This is a genomic window from Actinocatenispora comari (assembly GCF_017312725.1).
Taxonomy (GTDB): Bacteria; Actinomycetota; Actinomycetes; order Mycobacteriales; family Micromonosporaceae; genus Actinocatenispora; species Actinocatenispora comari.
Window position 1 is genome coordinate 1 of record NZ_BOPO01000093.1, and the last position, 17451, is coordinate 17451.

The window sequence follows — 17451 nt, forward strand, 5'->3', positions numbered from 1 at the left end:
GCGGCGGCCGCGCGGGCGGCGCGGTCGGCCTCGGCGACGAGCAACCGGGCGTGCGGCAGTACGGCGGCGCCGGCCGGGGTGGGCCGCACCCCGCGCGGCTCGCGCGCGAGCAGCTGGGTACCGAGGTCGCGTTCCAGCGTGGCGATCTGCCGCGAGACGGCCGACTGGGTGTAGCCGAGAGCCTCGGCCACCGCGGACAGGCTGCCGACCCGGCACGCCTCGGCGAACGCCACCCAGGGCGTCAGCGAGGTCGGCCTGGCATGCGTGGTAGGCATGGATCGTATGCTAATCCTGCGCTGGTCGCATGGTCGAGCGGGCGCCAGACTGGGTGCATGAACTCCGCCTCGCAGACGGTGTCGGTCCTCGGCCTCGGCCGGATGGGCACCGCGATCGCCTGCCGCCTCGCCGATCTCGGCTTCCCGGTGACCGGCTGGTCCCGGTCCGGTGTCGAGCTCGGCGGCGTGCGCACCGCCGACTCGCCGGCCGCCGCGGTCGCCGACGCCGACCTCGTCCTGCTCGCCCTGTACGACGCGGCCGCCTGCCGGCAGGTGCTCGCCCGCTGCGCCGGCAGCCTGCGGCCCGGCGCCACGGTGCTCGGCCTCGCGACCATCGCCCCGGCCGAGGCCGTCGACCTGCACCGCGAAACCCCGGTCCGGTACGTGCACTGCCCCGTGCTCGGCTCGGCGCCGGCCGCAGCGACCGGCACGCTGACCCTGCTGTACGGCGGGGCCGGCCCGACGCCCGCCGAGGTCGACGTGCTGGCCGCGCTGGGCACCGTGCTCGACTGCCGCGACGCGTCCACCGCCGCCGCGCTCAAGCTGGTCGCGAACGGCGTGCTCGGCGACGGGCTCGTCGCGCTCGGCCAGGCGCTCGCCCGCGCGCGGCGGCTCGGCCTGGGCCGCGACGCCACGCTGGACGTGCTGGCGCGTACCGCCCTGGGCGGCCTGGTGGCCCGCAAGCGCGACCGGCTCACCGGCGGCGCGCGGGTTCCCGCCGACTTCACCGCCGGCGCCCTCGGCAAGGACGCCGACCTGCTCGCCCGCGTCGACCCGGACAGTGCCGTACTGCCGCGGTTGTTGGCGTCCGCCGGTGCACCGGCCGACGCCGACGTCGCCGCGATCGTCACCGGGCTGGCAGATGCCGACCACCGGCTCGTCGACGCCGCCGCGCACCTGTACGCGGCGCCCGGCGTCCCCGCCGACGACGAACTGCTCGCACCGCTGGTCGGCTACGCGCGCGGGCACGCCACCGGCGACCCCGCCCACTTCGGTACCGCGTTCCGGCCCACCGCGCACGTCGAGGGCATCCGGGACGGCGGGTTCGTCTCCTGGGACCTCGACCGCTACCGGGCGAACTTCACCGGCACGCCAGCGGCGGACGAGCCGACCCGGACCCGTACCGTCACCGAGCTGGGGCGCACCGGCACCGTCGGGCATGCCACGATGGTGCTGCGGCACGGCCCCGACACCTTCACCGACCTGTTCGTCCTGGTCCGCGAGCACGGCCAGTGGCGTATCGCGAACAAGGTCTACCACCGCTCCTGACCCACCTGCGAGCGCCGTACCGGTCAGTCCGGCTGGTGGGCGGTGGGGGCAGTCGGCGCCGGTGCGGCGGGCTCCGCCTGGTACGAGGTGAGCAGGGCCAGCTTCTCCGCGTCGGCCGAGCCGCGGTCGGCGTGGTAGATGGCGAGCACCTGACCGTTGGTGCCGCCGATCCCGAGCTTCTCTCGGTACAGGGTGAGCTCGCCGACCTGCGGATGCTCCAGCAACACCGCGGAGCCCTCCCACGGGCCCACGTCGTGCCGGGCCCACAGCCGCCGGAACCGGTCGCTGCCCAGCGACAGCTCACCTACCAGCTCGATGAACCGCGGGTCGTCGGTGTCGGTACCGACCGCCTGCCGGAACCCGGCGACCAGGCCGGCGGTGGCGCGGTCCCAGTCCGGGTACATCGCCTGCTCGGCCGGGTCGAGGAACACGTCGAGCAGCCGGTTGTGGCCGACCGCGAGACGCGGCGAGATCGTCGCGGCGAGCGGGTTCGCCGCCAGCACGTCGAAGTAGCGGCCCTCGACGAACGCCGGCAGCGCCAGCGTGTCGAGCAGCTTGCGCACGCCGGCCGGCACGCTCTCCCGCCGGGGCCGCCGGCGCGCCCGCCGCGGTCGCTCCGCGGCCAGGCTGATCAGGTACCCGGTCGCCGCGTCGTCGAGCTGCAGCACCCGGGCGAGCGACTCCAGTACCTGCACCGACGGGTTGCGGTCGCGGCCCTGCTCCAGCCGCAGGTAGTAGTCGGCGCTGATGCCGGCGAGCATCGCGACCTCCTCGCGGCGCAGCCCGGGCACCCGGCGCACGCCGACCTGCGGCAGCCCGAGCCGGTCCGGCGAGACCAGCTCGCGGCGCGCCCGCAGGTACTCGCCGAGCCGGTTCGTGTCGTCGGTCATGGCTTCAGCGTAGGCAGCCCGGCGGCGTCCTGGCTGGTCCTGCCACCCCCAGGATCACCGGGGCGCTGCCTGCCGCGTCGCCGGCGACGAACGCTGGAGCAACGACGTCCGGGACCGGCCCGGACGGTCGCCGGGCCCCGCCGAACGGCGTTCCGGCCAGGCGACCGCGTTCGTTCGAAGGAGTACCGAACATGACCATCACGCTCGTCACCGGCGCGAACCGGGGACTCGGGTACGAAACCGTCCGCCGGCTGGTCGAGGCCGGGCACACGGTGTATCTCGGCGCCCGCGACGCCGAGCGCGGCGCGAAGGCGGCGGCCGAGCTCGGCGCCCGGTACGTCCGGCTCGACGTCACCGACGACGACTCGGTACGCGCCGCGCTGCGCACGATCGCCGCCGACGCCGGCGGGCTGGACGTGCTCGTCAACAACGCCGGCATCGCCGAGATGCGCGGCCCGTCCGAGGCCGACACGGTCACCGGGGAGTCGGCGCTGCGCCAGTTCGACACCAACGCCGTCGGCGTCGTCCGGGTCACCACCGCGGCGCTGCCGCTGCTGCGCGCCTCGGCCAATCCGGTGGTGGTCAACGTGTCCAGCGCGCTCGGCTCGTTCTGGGCGGTCACCAACCCGCAGCGCCGCCAGTTCCACTACCCGTCCATCGTGTACGGGGCGACCAAGGCCGCAGTCTCGATGCTCACCGTGCAGTACGCCAAGGCGGTGCCGGAGGTGAAGTTCAACGCGGTCGAGCCCGGCTTCACCGCGACGGACTTCACCGCCGGGATCGAGGGCGGCCGGCCGGTCGAGCAGAGCGCCGAGGTCATCGTCCGCCTCGCCACCATCGGCCCCGACGGCCCCACCGGCACTTTCACCGAGGACGACCACCCGCTCCCCTGGTGACCGCCGTCGATCAAGCGATCCGGCCGCGAACGTCGTGGACCTCGTGCGCGGATCTTTTGATCAACTGCCCGCGCCCTTGATCGACGGCGGCTTCAGGGGCGACGGGCGGCCCAGACCGTGCGTTCCGTGCGTACCGTGAGGTCGGCGCGGCGCGCGATGCCGTCCGGGCCGTCCGGGTCCAGCAGGCGGTCCAGGGCGGCGAGGTCGGCGGCGTCGAGCGAGTCGGCGACGCTGGCCCGCATCCGTTGCAGGCTCGCCAGCGCGTACCGGCCCACCGCCGCCGATCCGGACCGTCCACTGTCGACGGTCACGGTACGGGTGGCGTCCAGCACGAAGCCCGCGGCGGTCAGCGGCGGGCCCCAGTCCGCACCGCGCAGCGGCACGTGCTCGGCGTGGTAGCGGTCGCTGATCGCATGGCAGCGCGCCTCCAGGCCCGGCCGGTCCGCGGGCGCATCGTCCGGCAGGAACCGGGGGAAGCCGGCCAGCTCGACGACGGCGAACAGCCCGCCGGGCGCGAGCAGGTCGTGCACCCGGCGCAGGGTCCGGTCGAGGTCGGACAGGTGGTGCAGCGAGGACGAGGCCCAGACCAGGTCGGGCGCGCCGAGGTCGGGCCAGGCCGCATCGAGATCCGCCCGTACGGTGCGCACCCGGTCGGCGACGCCTCGGGCCCGGGCGTTGCCCGCCAGCCGGTCCAGGTGCTCGGCCGAGGAGTCCACGGCGACGACCTCGGCGTCCGGGAACCGTGCCAGCAGGGCGAACGTACCGGCCCCGGTGCCGGCGCCGAGGTCGACCAGGCGCCGGGCCTCCGGCGGGGCCGGGAGCCGGTCGACGATGTCCGCGTTCACCTCGGCGAGTACCTCGGCGTCCAGGTCGAGCAGGTCCGCCTGCTCGTGATCGTGGCCGTGGCCGTGGTGGTGCTCCGGCTGAGCCGCATGGTCGTGCGGCGCGTGGTGGTGTTCGCTGGTGTGCATGGCGCAACCGTAGGCCGGCCATGCGCTTCGAGCACCGTTTGTTGCGCGAATGGCAAAAAGGAGGCACGGCTGCTGGCCGGACACGCAGTCCGCCGGCTCATCGTCGGTGGTCGGCGGGGTCGATCCGGTGACCGCGGCGGGCGTCCCGGTCGAAGATGCCCAGCAGCTCGCACGGGCCGCCGTCGGCACCGAGCGCGTGCGGCAGCATCGTCGGGAACTCCGCGGCCTGGTTGGTCTCCACCCGGATGCGGCGCTCCCCCAGCACCAGCACGGCGGTACCGGAGAGCACGACGAGCCACTCCCGGCCCGGATGAGCGCGCAGCCGGTCCCGGCGCTTCGGCGGTGGTGCCGTGACCCGCTGGCGTACCACGGTGATGCCGGGCTCGGCGCGGATCGGCCAGCGCAGCCGGCCGTGCGCCGAGTCGACCATCGGGCTGACGACCACGTCCTCGACGGCGGTCTCCACCAGCTGGTCGAGCGAGGTGTCCAGGGCCCGGGCCAGGTCGACGAGCTGGTCCAGCGCCAGCCGGCGCTGCCCGGTCTCGATCCGGCTCAGGGTGGACTGGCTGAGCTTCGCGCGGCCGGCGAGCTCCGCCAGCGACCAGCCCTGCGCCAACCGCAGCGCCCGGATCCGGCCCCGCACCAGCCCGTCCAGCTCACCATCGCCCACCGCCATGCCCCCAACGTACGGCTCCACCCCGGCGGGCCGTCTCCGGTTCGAGGGCGGGCCGCCCCGCACCCACGGTCGGCACGACCGAGCCTTTCGACGCCAAACTAAAGTTTTCTTTTAGTTTCGCGCGCCCACTCGACGCCAAACTAAAGTTTTCTTTTAGTTTGGCGTCGGGTGGCTGATATCGTCAGCGCATGGCTCGGAAGGACGCGGACGCCAAGGCCACCCTGTGGAGTGTGGCAGCCGCGCAGCGTGGATACTTCACGGCGGCGCAAGCGCTTGAATCGGGTTACTCACACCAATCCCAGCGATACAACGCCGAACAGGGCAACTGGCGGCGAGTGGACCGCGGGATCTACCGCTTCCGCGAGTTCGACGCCCTGCCGAGCGATGAGGACGACCATCTGGCCAGATGGGAACTGTGGAGCAAGGGCCGAGCGGTCGTATCCCATGAGACGGCGCTCGCCGTGCACGACTTGGGAACCGCGAACCCGGCGAGGATCCATCTCACGGTCCCTCCCGGATTTCGGATGCGAAACGATGCCCTGGTCCTGCACCAGGCGGTGCTCAACGCCAACGAGATCGAACAACGACAGGGCTACAAAGTGACGACCCCGGTGCGGTCCATCGCCGAGTGCGCTGCCGCACAAGTGGACCAGGACGTGCTCGACTCCGCTGTGGCGGAGGCGCTGGAACGCGGCGTCGTCTCCAGGCGGCGACTCTTCGACGCCGCCCAGCGACTCGGGCCGCCAGCTGAGCTTTCCATCGACCGAGCGCTGCGGGAGGCAGGATGACGAGTCGGTACGGTGATGCGCGGGCGCTTCGACGCGCCTTGGAAGACCGGCTGAGAGACCAAGCCACGCAGACCAGCACGGACCTTGCCCGGCGGCGCCGCCTCGTGGTCTTCGATCGGATCGCCACCCGACTGGCTTCCGATTCGACCACGCGCTGGATCCTCAAAGGCGGGGCGGCGATGGAGTTCCGCCTGGAGCGCAAGGCACGTACGACCAAGGATCTGGACTTCGCAGCGGAGCAGCAGTCCCCGTCGGCACTGGGCGGCTCCGAGGTACGCGAGCTCCTGATCGACACGCTCGCGACGGACCATGACGGGGATGGCTTCACCTTCCGGGTGTCCAGCCCCACGGAACTGAAACCCGACAGCGGCGGCAGAGGTGGGTGGCGGTACTCGGTCGACGCCCGCCTTGCCGGGAAGACCTTCGCTGGTGTCCGGATCGATGTCGTCGCTCGTAGCGAGGAGATCATGCACACCGAGCGGCTGCCCCTCCCGAACACCCTCGCCTTCGCCGGCACACCACCCCGCAGTATTCTCGCGGTCGATCGGCGGCAACACTTTGCTGAGAAACTGCACGCGTTCACGAGGCAGTACGGGGACCGGCCGAACACCAGAGTCAAGGATCTCGTTGATCTCGTACTGCTGATCGAGACCGGCCTCGCGCCCGACTCCTCGCTCGTCGAAGCAGTGGACCACGTGTTCTCGGTTCGTGCGACCCATGCGGTGCCGGTGGAGATTCCCGATCCCCCACCGGCATGGACGGAGACCTACCCGACGACCGCCGCGGGTCTCACCGAGACCGAGCCACGGCTCGACGCCGCGCTCGCACTCGTCCGCGCCTTCTGGTCCGACGCGCACCGTTCCGACGACCCGACCGGTGGGCACTGAAGCGCATCCGTCTGCTGTGGACGGACGAGGATCAGCGCGGTCAGCTGGAGATGGGGACGGCGGCTTCGGTGGTGTAGAGCAGGAAGGTGAAGGTCTGGATGAAGTACAGCTCGATCGAGTCGGCATCGTGTGCGGTGTAACCGATCGAGAGGTCCTGGCCGAGGTGCAGCTCGAAGTCGCCGCCGCGGGTGGAGAGCAGGAACGCGCCGCTGATCGCCGGCGCCCAGATGATCTCGCCGTCGATCAGCCGGCGCAGGTGCTCCTGGATCGGGTAGCCGTGGTCGGAGGTCTCGTTGACCTCGGTGTACGCATCCGCGCTGAGCAGCAGTGAGTAGGGCCCGGCGACGCCGGCCAGGCGCAGTTCGCTGACCGCGCGGCTGATCGTGTCGGGATAGTCGCGTACCTCGCCGGGCAGGGTCAGCGCCGGATTCGAGGCACCGGCCCGGATGCCGCCGATGCCGGCGGCGGCGTACCCCTCGAAGATGGCGCGGTCCTCGGCGAACGCCATCCGCTTGGCGGCGTCCTTGACCGGCTGCCAGTCGGCGTCCTTAGCGCCGCGCTCGACCGCGTCGACCTCGTCGCGCGAGACGGTGAACGGTACCCGCAGCTCCACCAGCGGTTGCGCGACCCGGCGGTGCGCGCGGACCCCGTCGGGGGCGTCGATGCGCTCCCGGCGGCCGGTACCGACGGCGGCGAGTTCGGTGCCGTCCGGGCCGGAGACGTCGACGACGCGACGGCCGGCGAGGTGCCGGGTGAAGGTACGGCGCGCCTCCTGCGACAGGTCGTCCCAGGCGGCGTCGGAGATCGGGGCCAGTTCGCGGTGCAGGTTGTTCATTCGCTCATTCACCTCGCATGTCGCCGATCGCCAGCGATCCGTCCGGCGTGCCGCCGGTCGGTTCCGGCGGATCGTCCAGGAAGTCGACGGTCGGGATGTAGAACAGGCCGCCGGTGACCGCGGTGGAGAAGTCGAGGATCCGGTCGTGGTTGCCGGGCGGGTCGCCGAGGAACATCCGCTGCAGCATCAGTTCGGTGACGGCGGGATCCGCCGCGTACCCGACGAAGTAGGTGCCGGCCTCGCCCCGGGACGGCGAGCCGAACGGCATGTTGGACCGGACGATCTGGTGCTCGGTGCCGTCGGCGTCGACGATCGTGTTGAGCGCGACGTGCGAGTTGCTCGGCTTCACGTCGTCGGGCAGCTCCACGTCGGCGAGCTTGGTCCGGCCGATCACCCGCTCCTGGTCCTCTGTGGACAGTGCGGTCCAGGCGGTCAGGTCGTGCAGGTACTTCTGCACGATCAGGTAGCTGCCGCCGGCGAAGTCCGGGTCCTCGGCACCGACCAGGACCGCGCGGGCGGCGCCGCGCCCGGTCGGGTTCTCCGTACCGTCGACGAAGCCGAGCAGGTCGCGCTGCTCGAAGTAGCGGAACCCCATCGTCTCGTCCTCGACCACGACCAGGCCGGCGAGCCGGTCGAGGATCAGCACACCCAGCTCGTAGCACAGGTCGTACCGGCCGGCGCGGATGTGCAGCAGCAGGTCGCCGGGGGTGGCCGGGGCGTGGTGCCGGGGCCCGCGCAGCGGCCGGAAGGGGTGCAGCTTCGCCGGTCGCGGCGACCCGAACAGCCGGTCCCAGATCGCCGAACCGACCCCGACCACGCAGCTCAGCTCACCGTGAGCGGACCGGAAACCGACCGAACGCACCAGCCCGGACACGTCCGTCAGCACGTCGCGCACCGCCGCCTCGGACCCCGGCCGTACCGACAGCACCAGGAACAGCGCCGCCGGCGACAGTGGATCGAGTACCGGCTGCGGCTGCGTCATGTCCGGCAGGATCGCACGATCGGGGTAGCTACCGGTAGGTAAACCGCCGATCCCGTGTCGGTGATCTGGCCCGCACCCCGGCTCGTGTACCTTGCTGTCCGATACGCGTACCGACTCAGGGATTCGGACGTTCAGCGCGATGAGCTGGACACGGGGAGGATTCGAATGACTTCCGAGCAGGACGAGAACGCGACCGAGCGCTCCACCGGCCGGCACGCGGCCCCCGACGGCGCACCGCGCGACCCGCGGATCGACCTCAGCCGCGACCCGCACCCGGGCGTGCCGGACCACGCCGCGCCCGAAGAGGACTGACCCGCCCGGCGCCGGCGCCCCGACCGAAGGCGCCGGTGCGGTGGACGGCCGGCACGGCGCCGGATGCGTCGGTCATGCTGGGTCCATGCCGAACGCACAGCCCAGCCCGACCGGCGCGAGCGGTCCGACCAACCCGACCGCGGCGAGCGGGGCGTCCGGCCCGGGCGACGGGTTCGTGCGGGTCTTCGACGCGCACGAGCACAACCTGGCGCACGTCGACGTCGCGGTACCGCGGGACGCGCTGGCGGTGTTCACCGGGGTGTCCGGTTCCGGCAAGTCGTCGCTGGCGTTCGGCACCATCTACGGCGAGGCGCAGCGGCGCTACCTGGAGTCGGTCGCACCGTACGCGCGGCGGCTGATCCAGCAGGCGGGCGTGCCGCACGTCGGCGAGATCACCGGCCTGCCGCCAGCGGTGGCGCTGGAGCAGCGCCGGGCCGCCGGCTCCTCCCGCTCCTCGGTGGGCACCCTGACCACGCTGTCGAACCTGCTGCGGATGCTGTTCTCCCGGGCCGGCGACTACCCGCCCGGCATCGAGTTCATGGACTCCGACTCGTTCTCGCCCAACACCGCGGTCGGCGCCTGCCCGCGCTGCCACGGCCTCGGTACGGTGCACGAGGTCACCGAGGCCTCACTGGTACCGGATCCGTCGCTGTCGATCCGCCAGCACGCGATCGCCGCCTGGCCCGGCGCCTGGCTGGGCAAGAACCTGCGCGACATCGTCGCCACCCTCGGGTACGACATCGACCGGCCGTGGCGCGAGCTGGACCAGGCCGACCGGGACTGGATCCTGTTCACCGACGACCAACCGGTCGTCACCGTGCACCCGGAACGCGAGGCCGGCCGGATCCAGCGGCCGTACCAGGGGAAGTACCAGAGCGCGAAACGCTACGTGCTGCACACGTTCGCGGACTCGAAGTCGGCCACGATGCGCCGCCGGATGGAACGGTTCCTGGTGTCCGGACCGTGCCCGACCTGCCACGGCGCGCGGCTCAAGCCGGAGGCGCTCGCCGTCACGTTCGCCGGCCGTACCATCGCGCAGTTGACCGGCGAGCCGCTGTCGGAGCTGGCGGAACTGTTGCGCCCCACCGCCGAGCACGGTTCCCCGGACCACCCGGCGCAGCCGATCGCGGCCGACCTGGTGGCCCGAGTCGACGTGCTGTCGAAGATGGGGATCGGTTACCTGAGCATGGATCGGGCCACCCCGACGCTGTCCGCCGGTGAGCTGCAACGGCTGCGGCTGGCCACCCAGCTGCGCTCCGGGCTGTTCGGCGTGGTGTACGTGCTGGACGAGCCGTCCGCGGGGCTGCATCCCGCGGACACCGAGGCGCTGCTCGCGGTGCTCGACGAGCTGCGCGCCGCCGGCAACTCGCTGTTCGTCGTCGAGCACGACCTCGACGTGGTGCGCCGCGCCGACTGGGTGGTCGACGTCGGCCCCGGCCCCGGTGAGTACGGCGGCCGGATCCTCTACTCCGGGCCGGTTCCCGGGCTCGCCGACGCGGCCGGCTCGGTCACCCGCCGGTACCTGTTCGACGGCGCCGGCGAGCGTCGCGCCAAGCGCCGCGACCCGTCGTCCTGGCTGACCCTGGCCGGGGTACGCCGGCACAACCTGGCCGACCTGACCGTCTCCCTGCCGCTGGGCGTGTTCACCGCGATCACCGGGCTGTCCGGCGCCGGCAAGTCGACCCTGCTGCAGGTCCTCGCCGAGGTGGTACGGGCCAGGCTCGGCGACGAGCCGGCCGACGACCTGCCCGCCGCCGAGGGCCTCGACCCGGTCGGCCGGCTGGTGCAGGTCGACCAGAAGCCGATCGGCCGCACCCCGCGATCCAACCTCGCCACCTACACCGGCCTGTTCGACGTGGTACGCAAGGCGTTCGCGGACACCCCGCAGGCGCGCGAGCGCGGGTACGCCGCCGGCCGGTTCTCGTTCAACGTGCCCGGCGGACGGTGCGAGACCTGCCAGGGCGACGGGTACGTGGCGGTCGAGCTGCTGTTCCTGCCCGGCACGTACGCGCCGTGCCCGACCTGCCACGGCGCCCGCTACACCCCGGAGACGCTGGAGATCACCTACCACGGCCGGAACATCGCCGAGGTACTGGACCTGTCCGTCGACGCGGCCACCGAGTTCTTCGCCGACCTGCCCGTGGCGCTGCGCAGCCTGCGCGCGCTGCGCCAGGTCGGCCTGGGCTACCTGCGGCTCGGCCAGCCCGCGACCGAGCTGTCCGGCGGTGAGGCGCAACGAATCAAGCTCGCCACCGAGCTGCAGCGGCCGGCCCGCGGGCACACCCTCTACCTGCTCGACGAACCGACCACCGGACTGCACCCGGCCGACATCGAACTGCTCGACGCCCAGCTGCACGAGCTGGTCGACGCCGGCAACACCGTCGTCGTGGTCGAGCAGGACCTCGCCACCATCGCCGGCGCCGACTGGGTCATCGACCTCGGCCCCGGCGGCGGCCACCAGGGCGGCCACGTCGTCGCCACCGGCACCCCCGAACACCTCGCCACCAACCCCACCAGCCCCACCGCCCCCTACCTCACCCCCCACCTCCCCTGACCAACCGGCCCCGCCCCAGGACCTCCCCGAAGCAAGCCTCGCCCTCCTCCGACACGAACGCCACGCCGACGGGCATGCCGCACCGAGCCCCGCTCTTCGTCGACACGAACGACACACCGATGGGCATGCCGGACCGAGCGCCGCCCATCCTCGACACACACTCGGCGTCGATGGGCATCCTCACCGGGGGCTGGGCGGGGATGGCCAAGGGGGCGGCCCCCTTGGCGGGGAAGGAGCGCGAGGAGGGGGCGAAGCCCTCTCCTCGCATTCCCCCACGCGGGGTCAAAGCGACGAGCAGAGGTGGCCTTCCCCCAGCACCCGAAGCGAACGGAAGCGGTCCTCACACCAGTACGCCGGGCGCGCAGAGACGATCCAGCGACCCCGCGGGCAATCAGCGAACCCAGTGATTGCCGTGCGGGTTGACCCGGCGCCACTCCCGCTCCCACGCCGCCAACCGAGCCCGGTCCAGCAGCCATCGCAGCACCAGCCACGCCGCCCCCACGCCGGCCACGATCGCGAACAGCAGCCCCAACCCGGTACCGGCGCTCGACATCGTGACCTGGGTGGTGGACGGAGGCGCCGCGACGGGCCGGCCGCGCTGGTCGAGCCAGATCGGCACCCGGGCGCCGCGATCCAGCCCCGGCGTCGCGTAGACGGTACCGGTGCGGGTCCGGTCGCCGACGTGCCAGCGGGCCCGTACCGGAACGGAACCGGCGGCTCCGTCCGCCGCGGCGACGCCGATCGCGTCGGGCGCCCCGGCCAGCAGTACCGCGGTGGCCGGTTGCCGCTCGGCCCGCTCCCGGGCCGCGGCCGAGGCGCGGCTGGAGGCGATGTTCAGCCCGATCATGATCGTCACCGGTACGGCGACGACGATCAGCAGGACGGCGAACAGTGCGCAGATGCCCTCGGCCCGGTCCGAGCCGCGCCGCAGCGGGTTGCCGCGACGCAGCCGGCAGGCCAGCCAGCGGGCCGGATGGAGGTGGGCCCGGGGGCGACGGTGACGGGTGGCACCCATACGGCCGATGATGCGCCGCCGGCCGCGGCGGCATCGCGGTTATCCGGCCGAATCTCTCGTTCGTGGTCGCCGCACCGGTCGGCCGCCCGGCGGCACCACGCACGGTCACCGGCCACGGTCAGCAGACCAGCGGTACAGCCAGCAGCGGTCCAGCGATCCGGCGGTCCAGCGATCGTCACTGGACGCGGCCGGGCGGCGCGGCGCGCATCGGCGTGCTCATCGCCTCCACCACGGTCCGGGCGTACAGGTCGGCGCCGGCGCCGGGCCGGGGGTGGATCCGGTCCGGCCAGAGCAGGTTCTGGTGCGCGCCGGCGGCGCTGCGCCAGTCGATCAGGTGCACGTTGGTGTGCCCGGAGGCGACCTTGGTCAGCGTGTGGTTGACCTCGCCGCCCCAGGGCCGGGTCGGCAGGTACACGTTGACCAGGTACAGCGTCCGGTCCGGGCCGAGCTGGCCGATGATGCCCTCCAGCAGGTCGGCCGGGAACGGCCCGTTGGTACCGAGCCCGAGCAGGACCACCGGTCGCAGCGCGCCGTCGTGCGCCCAGCCGGAGATGATCCCCGGGCCCTTCTGCATCGCCCGGCTGACCTTCGCGTCGATCTGGATGCCGGGCAGCCGGTGCCGCAGCGCCGGCGAGGCGGCGAGCATCACCGAGTCGCCGAGCGCGCTGATCTGGTCGCCGGGCGGCGGTCCGGCCGGGCTCGGCGACGCCGACGGGCTGGGCGCCGCGGCGCCCGGCGTCGGCTCGACGGCGCGCGGCTGCTTCGCGGCGAGCTGCGCGGACGCGAGCTGCTTGTCCAGCCCGCTGACCGACCCTGCCGGCGCGTGCAGCAGGGTGACGACGGCGAACACGCACAGCGCGGCGACCGCGCCGGCCGCGGTGATCAGCCCACCGCGCCGCGCCGAGGTACGGCCCTGCACCGAGCGCCACGCCCGGCTCAGCGCGCCCCCGTACCCGTGGGTGAGCACCGGCCGCTCGATGAACCGGTACGAGCCGGCGGAGAGCAGCACGGCGGTCGCCACCTCGATCGCGCCGACGATCACGGTGCGCTGGCCGAAGATCCTGTCGCCGAGCACGAGTACCGGCCAGTGCCACAGGTACAGCCCGTACGAGCGGGCGCCGAGCCAGCGCACCGGCCGCAGCGCGAACAGCGCACCGATCGGGGTACGGCCGTGGCCGGTGCCGACGACCAGCACCGCGGTGGCCACCGACACGGCGAGGATGCCGCCCCGGTAGGTCGCGTCGCTGTACTGGTCGAGCAGCCAGAAGCCGAGGCCGATGCCGGCGACGCCCAGGCCGGCGGCGGTGGCGGTGCCGGCCAGGCGGCGGCGCGACCACGGCCCCGGCGCGGCGCTCGCGGCCGGCCAGGCGATCGCCAGTACCGCACCGATGAGCAGCCCGGAGGCGTGCGTGTCGGTGCCGAAGTAGACCCGGGACGGGTCGCCGCCGGGCTGGAACAGCGCGGCCATCGCGGCCGCCGACCCGAGCGCGCCGAGCCCGGCGACGAGGGCCAGCCGGCGCCGACCGCGCAGCAGTACCAGCACCACCACCAGCGGCCAGATCAGGTAGAACTGCTCCTCCACGGCGAGCGACCACAGGTGTTGCAGCACCGACGGGTCGCCGAACTTCGCGAAGTACGAGTGGTGTTCGGCGATCTGCACCCAGTTGCTGGTGTACGTCAGCGCGCCGAGCACCTCGGTACGCAGCTGGTGCAGCGCCGAGCGGTTCACCAGCGCGGTGAGGACCACCGTGGCGAGCAGCATCGGGAACAGCGGCGGCAGGATCCGCCGGGCCCGCCGCAACCAGAAGTGCCGCAGGCTGATCCGGCCGGTACCGACGTGCTCGGCGACCAGCAGCCGGGTGATCAGGTAGCCGCTGATGACGAAGAAGACATCGACGCCGAGATAGCCGCCGGGCAGCCAGGACGCGCTCAGGTGGTACACCAGGACCGCGGTGACCGCGAGGGCCCGAATCCCGTCCACTCCGGGCAGTCGGGCGGTCCGGCGACTCGGCGGGCCCGGCGGCGTGGTCTCGACAGCACGCACCTGCGTCGCGTTCGCCATCGCTGCCACCCCCGTACCGGCCCCCGGGCAGAGTCCACACTGGACAGTGAGATACCCGGGTCGGTTTCAGGTTAGGTGGCGTGACCGGCATCGCATGGGATAACAGGACAATCGGAGATATCGAGGTCGATCTATTGATCTGAGAACCTCGCGCGTTCCGTACGTTTTGGTGCCCGATCGGCGTGGCGTCCGCGTCCGGGCCCACCGGCTCCGGTATGCTGCCGGGCCGCTCAGTCCACTGTGGATGGTGCCGTTCCGGCGGCCGGCAAACGAACCGGCGCGGTGACCGTGACGGTCACCGCGCCGGATGTGGCTGGTACCACCGGATGCCCGGCGGCCGGGTGGCTCAGTAGCGGTAGTGGTCCGCCTTGTAGGGCCCCTCGACCGGGACACCGAGGTAGGACGCCTGCTGCTCGGACAGCTCGGTGAGCTTGACCCCCAGCGCGTCCAGGTGCAGCCGCGCCACCTTCTCGTCCAGCACCTTCGGCAGCCGGTACACGCCGATCGGGTACTCGGCGGGCTTGGTGTGCAGCTCGATCTGCGCGATGGTCTGGTTGGCGAACGAGTTGGACATCACGAAGCTCGGGTGCCCGGTCGCGTTGCCCAGGTTCAGCAGCCGGCCCTCGCTCAGCACGATGATGGTGTGCCCGTCCGGGAACTCCCACACGTCGACCTGCGGCTTGATGTTGTTGCGGCTGATGCCGTCGATCTTCATCAGGCCGGCCATGTCGATCTCGTTGTCGAAGTGGCCGATGTTGCCGACGATCGCCTGGTGCTTCATCCGGGCCATGTGCGCCGCGGTGATCACGTGGAAGTTGCCGGTCGCGGTGACGAAGATGTCGGCCTGCTCGACCACGTCGTCCAGCCGGGCGACCTGGTAGCCGTCCATCGCCGCCTGCAGCGCGTTGATCGGGTCGATCTCGGTGACGATCACCCGGGCGCCCTGGCCGCGCAGCGACTCCGCACAGCCCTTGCCGACGTCACCGTAGCCGCAGATCACCGCGGTCTTGCCGCCGATCAGGACGTCGGTCGCGCGGTTGATGCCGTCGATCAGCGAGTGCCGGCAGCCGTACTTGTTGTCGAACTTCGACTTGGTCACCGAGTCGTTCACGTTGATCGCCGGGAACAGCAGCTCACCGCGCTCGGCCAGCTGGTACAGCCGGTGCACGCCGGTGGTGGTCTCCTCGGTGACGCCCTTGATGCCGGCGGCGATGCCGGTCCACTTCTGCGGCTGCGCGGCGACCGAGGCGGCGAGCAGCTTGAGGATCTCCGCCTCCTCCTCGCTCTCCGCGGTCTCCACCGCCGGCACCGCGCCGGCCTTCTCGAACTCCAGCCCCTTGTGCACCAGCAGCGTCGCGTCGCCGCCGTCGTCCAGGATCAGGTTCGGGCCACCGTCGGGCCAAGTCAGCGCCCGCTCGGTGCACTGCCAGTACTCCTCGAGCGACTCGCCCTTCCAGGCGAAGACCGGCACGCCGGCCGGCTTCTCCGGGGTGCCGTTCGGGCCGACGGCGACCGCGGCGGCGGCGTGGTCCTGGGTGGAGAAGATGTTGCAGGACGCCCAGCGCACCTGCGCACCCAGCGAGGTCAGCGTCTCGATCAGCACCGCGGTCTGCACCGTCATGTGCAGCGAGCCGGTGATGCGGGCGCCGGCCAGCGGCTGGCTCTCCGCGTACTCGGCGCGCAGCGACATCAGGCCGGGCATCTCGTGCTCGGCGAGCTGGATCTCCTTGCGACCGAACTCGGCGAGGCTCAGATCGGCGACCTTGAAGTCCTCGTTCGGCTTGTCAACGGACACGTCATCTCCTACTTGTCGATTCGAGGCGACCGCACACCTGCTGCCCGCGGACCTCGGAGCCTGCCGGCGAGTCTAGGTGGGTACTCTGGCCCGCCGCATCCGAGGCCGCCAGTTCCTGACACAAGAATGTCAAAATCGAGCGCATGCGCATCACACAGGCTGCCGCCCGGCTCGGACTCACCCCACGGATGCTGCGCTACCGCGAGCGGCTCGGCCTGCTGCCACCCGCCCACGACGGCCGCGCCGGCGGCGCGCACCGCCGCTACACCGACGCCGACCTCGCCACCGTGGCGCTCACCCTGGCGATCGAACGGCAGTACGACGTGAGCCCGGCGGCGCTCGCCTTCGCGGTCCGGGTCCTGGCCGACCCGGAGGTCGCCCGCCGGGTCCGCGACCTGGGCCAGCGGCTCGGCCGGCTCACCCCGCCGCCCACCCGCGCCCTCGACTTCGAGAAGCAACGAGCCCTCCGCTGGCTCAACGGCACCGGCTGACGGGCGCGCCGGCCGGGGCGGACCGGGACACGACGGCCCGGCGTCAGGGGTCGGGCCGGGCGGCCGGCGGGTCGTCACGCCACAGATCCATCGCAAGGTGCAGGTCGAGCCGGTCGCGTTCGGTGCGCAGCGGCCGGCCGATCAGCCGCTCGGCCTGGCGCAGCCGGTACCGGACGGTGTTGACGTGCACGTGCAGCGCGGCGGCGGTGTCGCGCCAGGAACCGGAGCGGTCCAGGAACGCCGCGAGGGTCGGTACCAGGTCGCTGCCGTGCACCCGGTCGTGCGCGAGCAGCGGGGCGAGCCAGCGGTCCCGGTGCGCCGCCCGGGCCGGCTCCGGTACCAGGCCGAGCAGCAGCTGCCGGCTGCCGACCGCCTGCCGAGCGGCGACGGTCAGCCGACCGGTGCCGCGTTCGGTCCAGCCGTACGCCGAGTCGGCGGCCGAGCGCGCGGCCGGCAGCCCGGGACCGACCGGGGTCGGCTCGCTGATGCCCACCCGCAGCCGGTCGCCGGCGGCGAGCGCCGTCCGGTACCAGTCCAGCCGGTCCAGCACGGCCGCCGTCGGGTCGGTACCGGCCGGCAGGTACCCGGTCACCGTGCCGTCCGGGTGCGCGACGGTGGCAGCGGGCCCGCCCGGCAACTCGGCGAGGATCCGCCGGGCCACCGCCGTGGGCGTCGCCGGCCCGGTCAGCCCGGCGCGGAGCACCACCACGGTGCCGGGCAGCTCGGGCCGCGCCGCCGGGTCCGCGCCACCCC

17 protein-coding genes are annotated in these 17451 nt (G+C 72.7%); 7 read left to right on the forward strand and 10 right to left on the reverse strand.

Going from position 1 to position 17451, the window contains the following annotated elements; all coding sequences use genetic code 11:
- Window positions 1-275 (reverse strand): helix-turn-helix domain-containing protein (locus tag NUM_RS23720; protein WP_207127134.1); only part of this gene is annotated, 275 nt, incomplete at its 3' end.
- Between NUM_RS23720 and NUM_RS23725 the strand changes: the two genes are divergently transcribed.
- Window positions 261-1544 (forward strand): nuclear transport factor 2 family protein, encoded by a 1284-nt coding sequence (locus NUM_RS23725; RefSeq protein WP_225918805.1) that lies wholly within the window; start codon window positions 261-263, stop codon window positions 1542-1544. The genes NUM_RS23720 and NUM_RS23725 overlap by 15 nt on opposite strands.
- A gap of 23 nt (window positions 1545-1567) precedes the next feature.
- Here the strand turns inward: NUM_RS23725 and NUM_RS23730 are convergent, their stop codons facing one another.
- Window positions 1568-2434, reverse strand: coding sequence for a helix-turn-helix domain-containing protein (locus NUM_RS23730; protein WP_207127136.1), 867 nt, complete (start codon window positions 2432-2434; stop codon window positions 1568-1570).
- A 191-nt stretch (window positions 2435-2625) separates the two neighbouring features.
- Here NUM_RS23730 and NUM_RS23735 point away from each other — a divergent pair, with 191 nt between their 5' ends.
- Complete coding sequence (locus NUM_RS23735) at window positions 2626-3330, forward strand: SDR family NAD(P)-dependent oxidoreductase (protein WP_207127137.1); 705 nt, start codon at window positions 2626-2628, stop codon at window positions 3328-3330.
- 92 nt (window positions 3331-3422) lie between these two features.
- On the opposite strand, the gene NUM_RS23740 is transcribed toward NUM_RS23735, so the two are convergent.
- Together NUM_RS23740 and NUM_RS23745 are read right to left on the reverse strand one after the other, a co-directional pair.
- Window positions 3423-4301: a class I SAM-dependent methyltransferase gene (locus NUM_RS23740; RefSeq protein ID WP_207127138.1), complete on the reverse strand. Its 879-nt coding sequence runs from the start codon at window positions 4299-4301 to the stop codon at window positions 3423-3425.
- A gap of 97 nt (window positions 4302-4398) precedes the next feature.
- A complete protein-coding gene (locus NUM_RS23745) occupies window positions 4399-4977 on the reverse strand; it encodes an XRE family transcriptional regulator (protein WP_207127139.1) in 579 nt (192 codons plus the stop codon).
- A 188-nt stretch (window positions 4978-5165) separates the two neighbouring features.
- Here NUM_RS23745 and NUM_RS23750 point away from each other — a divergent pair, with 188 nt between their 5' ends.
- Both NUM_RS23750 and NUM_RS23755 read left to right on the forward strand, forming a co-directional pair.
- Window positions 5166-5765 (forward strand): type IV toxin-antitoxin system AbiEi family antitoxin domain-containing protein, encoded by a 600-nt coding sequence (locus tag NUM_RS23750; protein ID WP_207127140.1) that lies wholly within the window; start codon window positions 5166-5168, stop codon window positions 5763-5765.
- The gene (locus NUM_RS23755) at window positions 5762-6652 is read left to right on the forward strand and encodes a nucleotidyl transferase AbiEii/AbiGii toxin family protein (protein ID WP_207127141.1); all 891 of its coding nucleotides are present in this window, start codon (window positions 5762-5764) and stop codon (window positions 6650-6652) included. Before NUM_RS23750 ends, NUM_RS23755 begins: the two co-directional genes overlap by 4 nt.
- Window positions 6653-6692: 40 nt before the next feature.
- Here the strand turns inward: NUM_RS23755 and NUM_RS23760 are convergent, their stop codons facing one another.
- Together NUM_RS23760 and NUM_RS23765 are read right to left on the reverse strand one after the other, a co-directional pair.
- A complete protein-coding gene (locus NUM_RS23760; RefSeq protein ID WP_207127142.1) occupies window positions 6693-7487 on the reverse strand; it encodes a family 1 encapsulin nanocompartment shell protein in 795 nt (264 codons plus the stop codon).
- 4 nt (window positions 7488-7491) lie between these two features.
- Window positions 7492-8469 (reverse strand): Dyp-type peroxidase, encoded by a 978-nt coding sequence (locus tag NUM_RS23765; RefSeq protein WP_207127143.1) that lies wholly within the window; start codon window positions 8467-8469, stop codon window positions 7492-7494.
- A gap of 165 nt (window positions 8470-8634) precedes the next feature.
- On the opposite strand from NUM_RS23765, the gene NUM_RS23770 reads away from it, so the two are divergent.
- Both NUM_RS23770 and NUM_RS23775 read left to right on the forward strand, forming a co-directional pair.
- Window positions 8635-8781, forward strand: a complete 147-nt coding sequence (locus tag NUM_RS23770; RefSeq protein WP_207127144.1) for a hypothetical protein — start codon at window positions 8635-8637, stop codon at window positions 8779-8781.
- 85 nt (window positions 8782-8866) lie between these two features.
- Window positions 8867-11335 (forward strand): excinuclease ABC subunit UvrA, encoded by a 2469-nt coding sequence (locus NUM_RS23775; RefSeq protein ID WP_207127145.1) that lies wholly within the window; start codon window positions 8867-8869, stop codon window positions 11333-11335.
- Window positions 11336-11726: 391 nt separating this feature from the next.
- Here the strand turns inward: NUM_RS23775 and NUM_RS23780 are convergent, their stop codons facing one another.
- The 3 genes from NUM_RS23780 to ahcY all read right to left on the reverse strand — a co-directional run bounded on the left by NUM_RS23780 (window position 11727) and on the right by ahcY (window position 16207).
- Entirely contained in the window at window positions 11727-12350 is a 624-nt protein-coding gene (locus tag NUM_RS23780) for an Rv1733c family protein (protein WP_207127146.1), read from the reverse strand.
- A gap of 175 nt (window positions 12351-12525) precedes the next feature.
- Window positions 12526-14412, reverse strand: coding sequence for an acyltransferase family protein (locus tag NUM_RS23785; RefSeq protein WP_207127147.1), 1887 nt, complete (start codon window positions 14410-14412; stop codon window positions 12526-12528).
- Window positions 14413-14758: 346 nt separating this feature from the next.
- On the reverse strand, window positions 14759-16207 hold the full coding sequence (ahcY, locus tag NUM_RS23790; protein ID WP_207127148.1) for an adenosylhomocysteinase: 1449 nt from the start codon (window positions 16205-16207) through the stop codon (window positions 14759-14761).
- Window positions 16208-16350: 143 nt separating this feature from the next.
- Between ahcY and NUM_RS23795 the strand changes: the two genes are divergently transcribed.
- On the forward strand, window positions 16351-16698 hold the full coding sequence (locus tag NUM_RS23795; protein WP_207127149.1) for a MerR family transcriptional regulator: 348 nt from the start codon (window positions 16351-16353) through the stop codon (window positions 16696-16698).
- A gap of 43 nt (window positions 16699-16741) precedes the next feature.
- On the opposite strand, the gene NUM_RS23800 is transcribed toward NUM_RS23795, so the two are convergent.
- A partial coding sequence (locus NUM_RS23800; RefSeq protein ID WP_207127150.1) for a PucR family transcriptional regulator occupies window positions 16742-17451 on the reverse strand: 710 nt, incomplete at its 5' end.

Excerpts from the sequence above, each read along its gene's own strand:
- NUM_RS23745 (WP_207127139.1), bottom strand. The coding sequence starts at position 4,977 with ATGGCGGTGGGCGATGGTGAGCTGGACGGGCTGGTGCGGGGCCGGATC.
- NUM_RS23750 (WP_207127140.1), top strand. The coding sequence starts at position 5,166 with ATGGCTCGGAAGGACGCGGACGCCAAGGCCACCCTGTGGAGTGTGGCA.
- NUM_RS23730 (WP_207127136.1), bottom strand. The coding sequence starts at position 2,434 with ATGACCGACGACACGAACCGGCTCGGCGAGTACCTGCGGGCGCGCCGC.
- NUM_RS23740 (WP_207127138.1), bottom strand. The coding sequence starts at position 4,301 with ATGCACACCAGCGAACACCACCACGCGCCGCACGACCATGCGGCTCAG.
- NUM_RS23765 (WP_207127143.1), bottom strand. The coding sequence starts at position 8,469 with ATGACGCAGCCGCAGCCGGTACTCGATCCACTGTCGCCGGCGGCGCTG.
- NUM_RS23725 (WP_225918805.1), top strand. The coding sequence starts at position 261 with ATGCGTGGTAGGCATGGATCGTATGCTAATCCTGCGCTGGTCGCATGG.
- NUM_RS23775 (WP_207127145.1), top strand. The coding sequence starts at position 8,867 with ATGCCGAACGCACAGCCCAGCCCGACCGGCGCGAGCGGTCCGACCAAC.
- NUM_RS23770 (WP_207127144.1), top strand. The coding sequence starts at position 8,635 with ATGACTTCCGAGCAGGACGAGAACGCGACCGAGCGCTCCACCGGCCGG.
- NUM_RS23795 (WP_207127149.1), top strand. The coding sequence starts at position 16,351 with ATGCGCATCACACAGGCTGCCGCCCGGCTCGGACTCACCCCACGGATG.
- NUM_RS23735 (WP_207127137.1), top strand. The coding sequence starts at position 2,626 with ATGACCATCACGCTCGTCACCGGCGCGAACCGGGGACTCGGGTACGAA.
- NUM_RS23755 (WP_207127141.1), top strand. The coding sequence starts at position 5,762 with ATGACGAGTCGGTACGGTGATGCGCGGGCGCTTCGACGCGCCTTGGAA.
- NUM_RS23780 (WP_207127146.1), bottom strand. The coding sequence starts at position 12,350 with ATGGGTGCCACCCGTCACCGTCGCCCCCGGGCCCACCTCCATCCGGCC.
- NUM_RS23760 (WP_207127142.1), bottom strand. The coding sequence starts at position 7,487 with ATGAACAACCTGCACCGCGAACTGGCCCCGATCTCCGACGCCGCCTGG.
- NUM_RS23785 (WP_207127147.1), bottom strand. The coding sequence starts at position 14,412 with ATGGCGAACGCGACGCAGGTGCGTGCTGTCGAGACCACGCCGCCGGGC.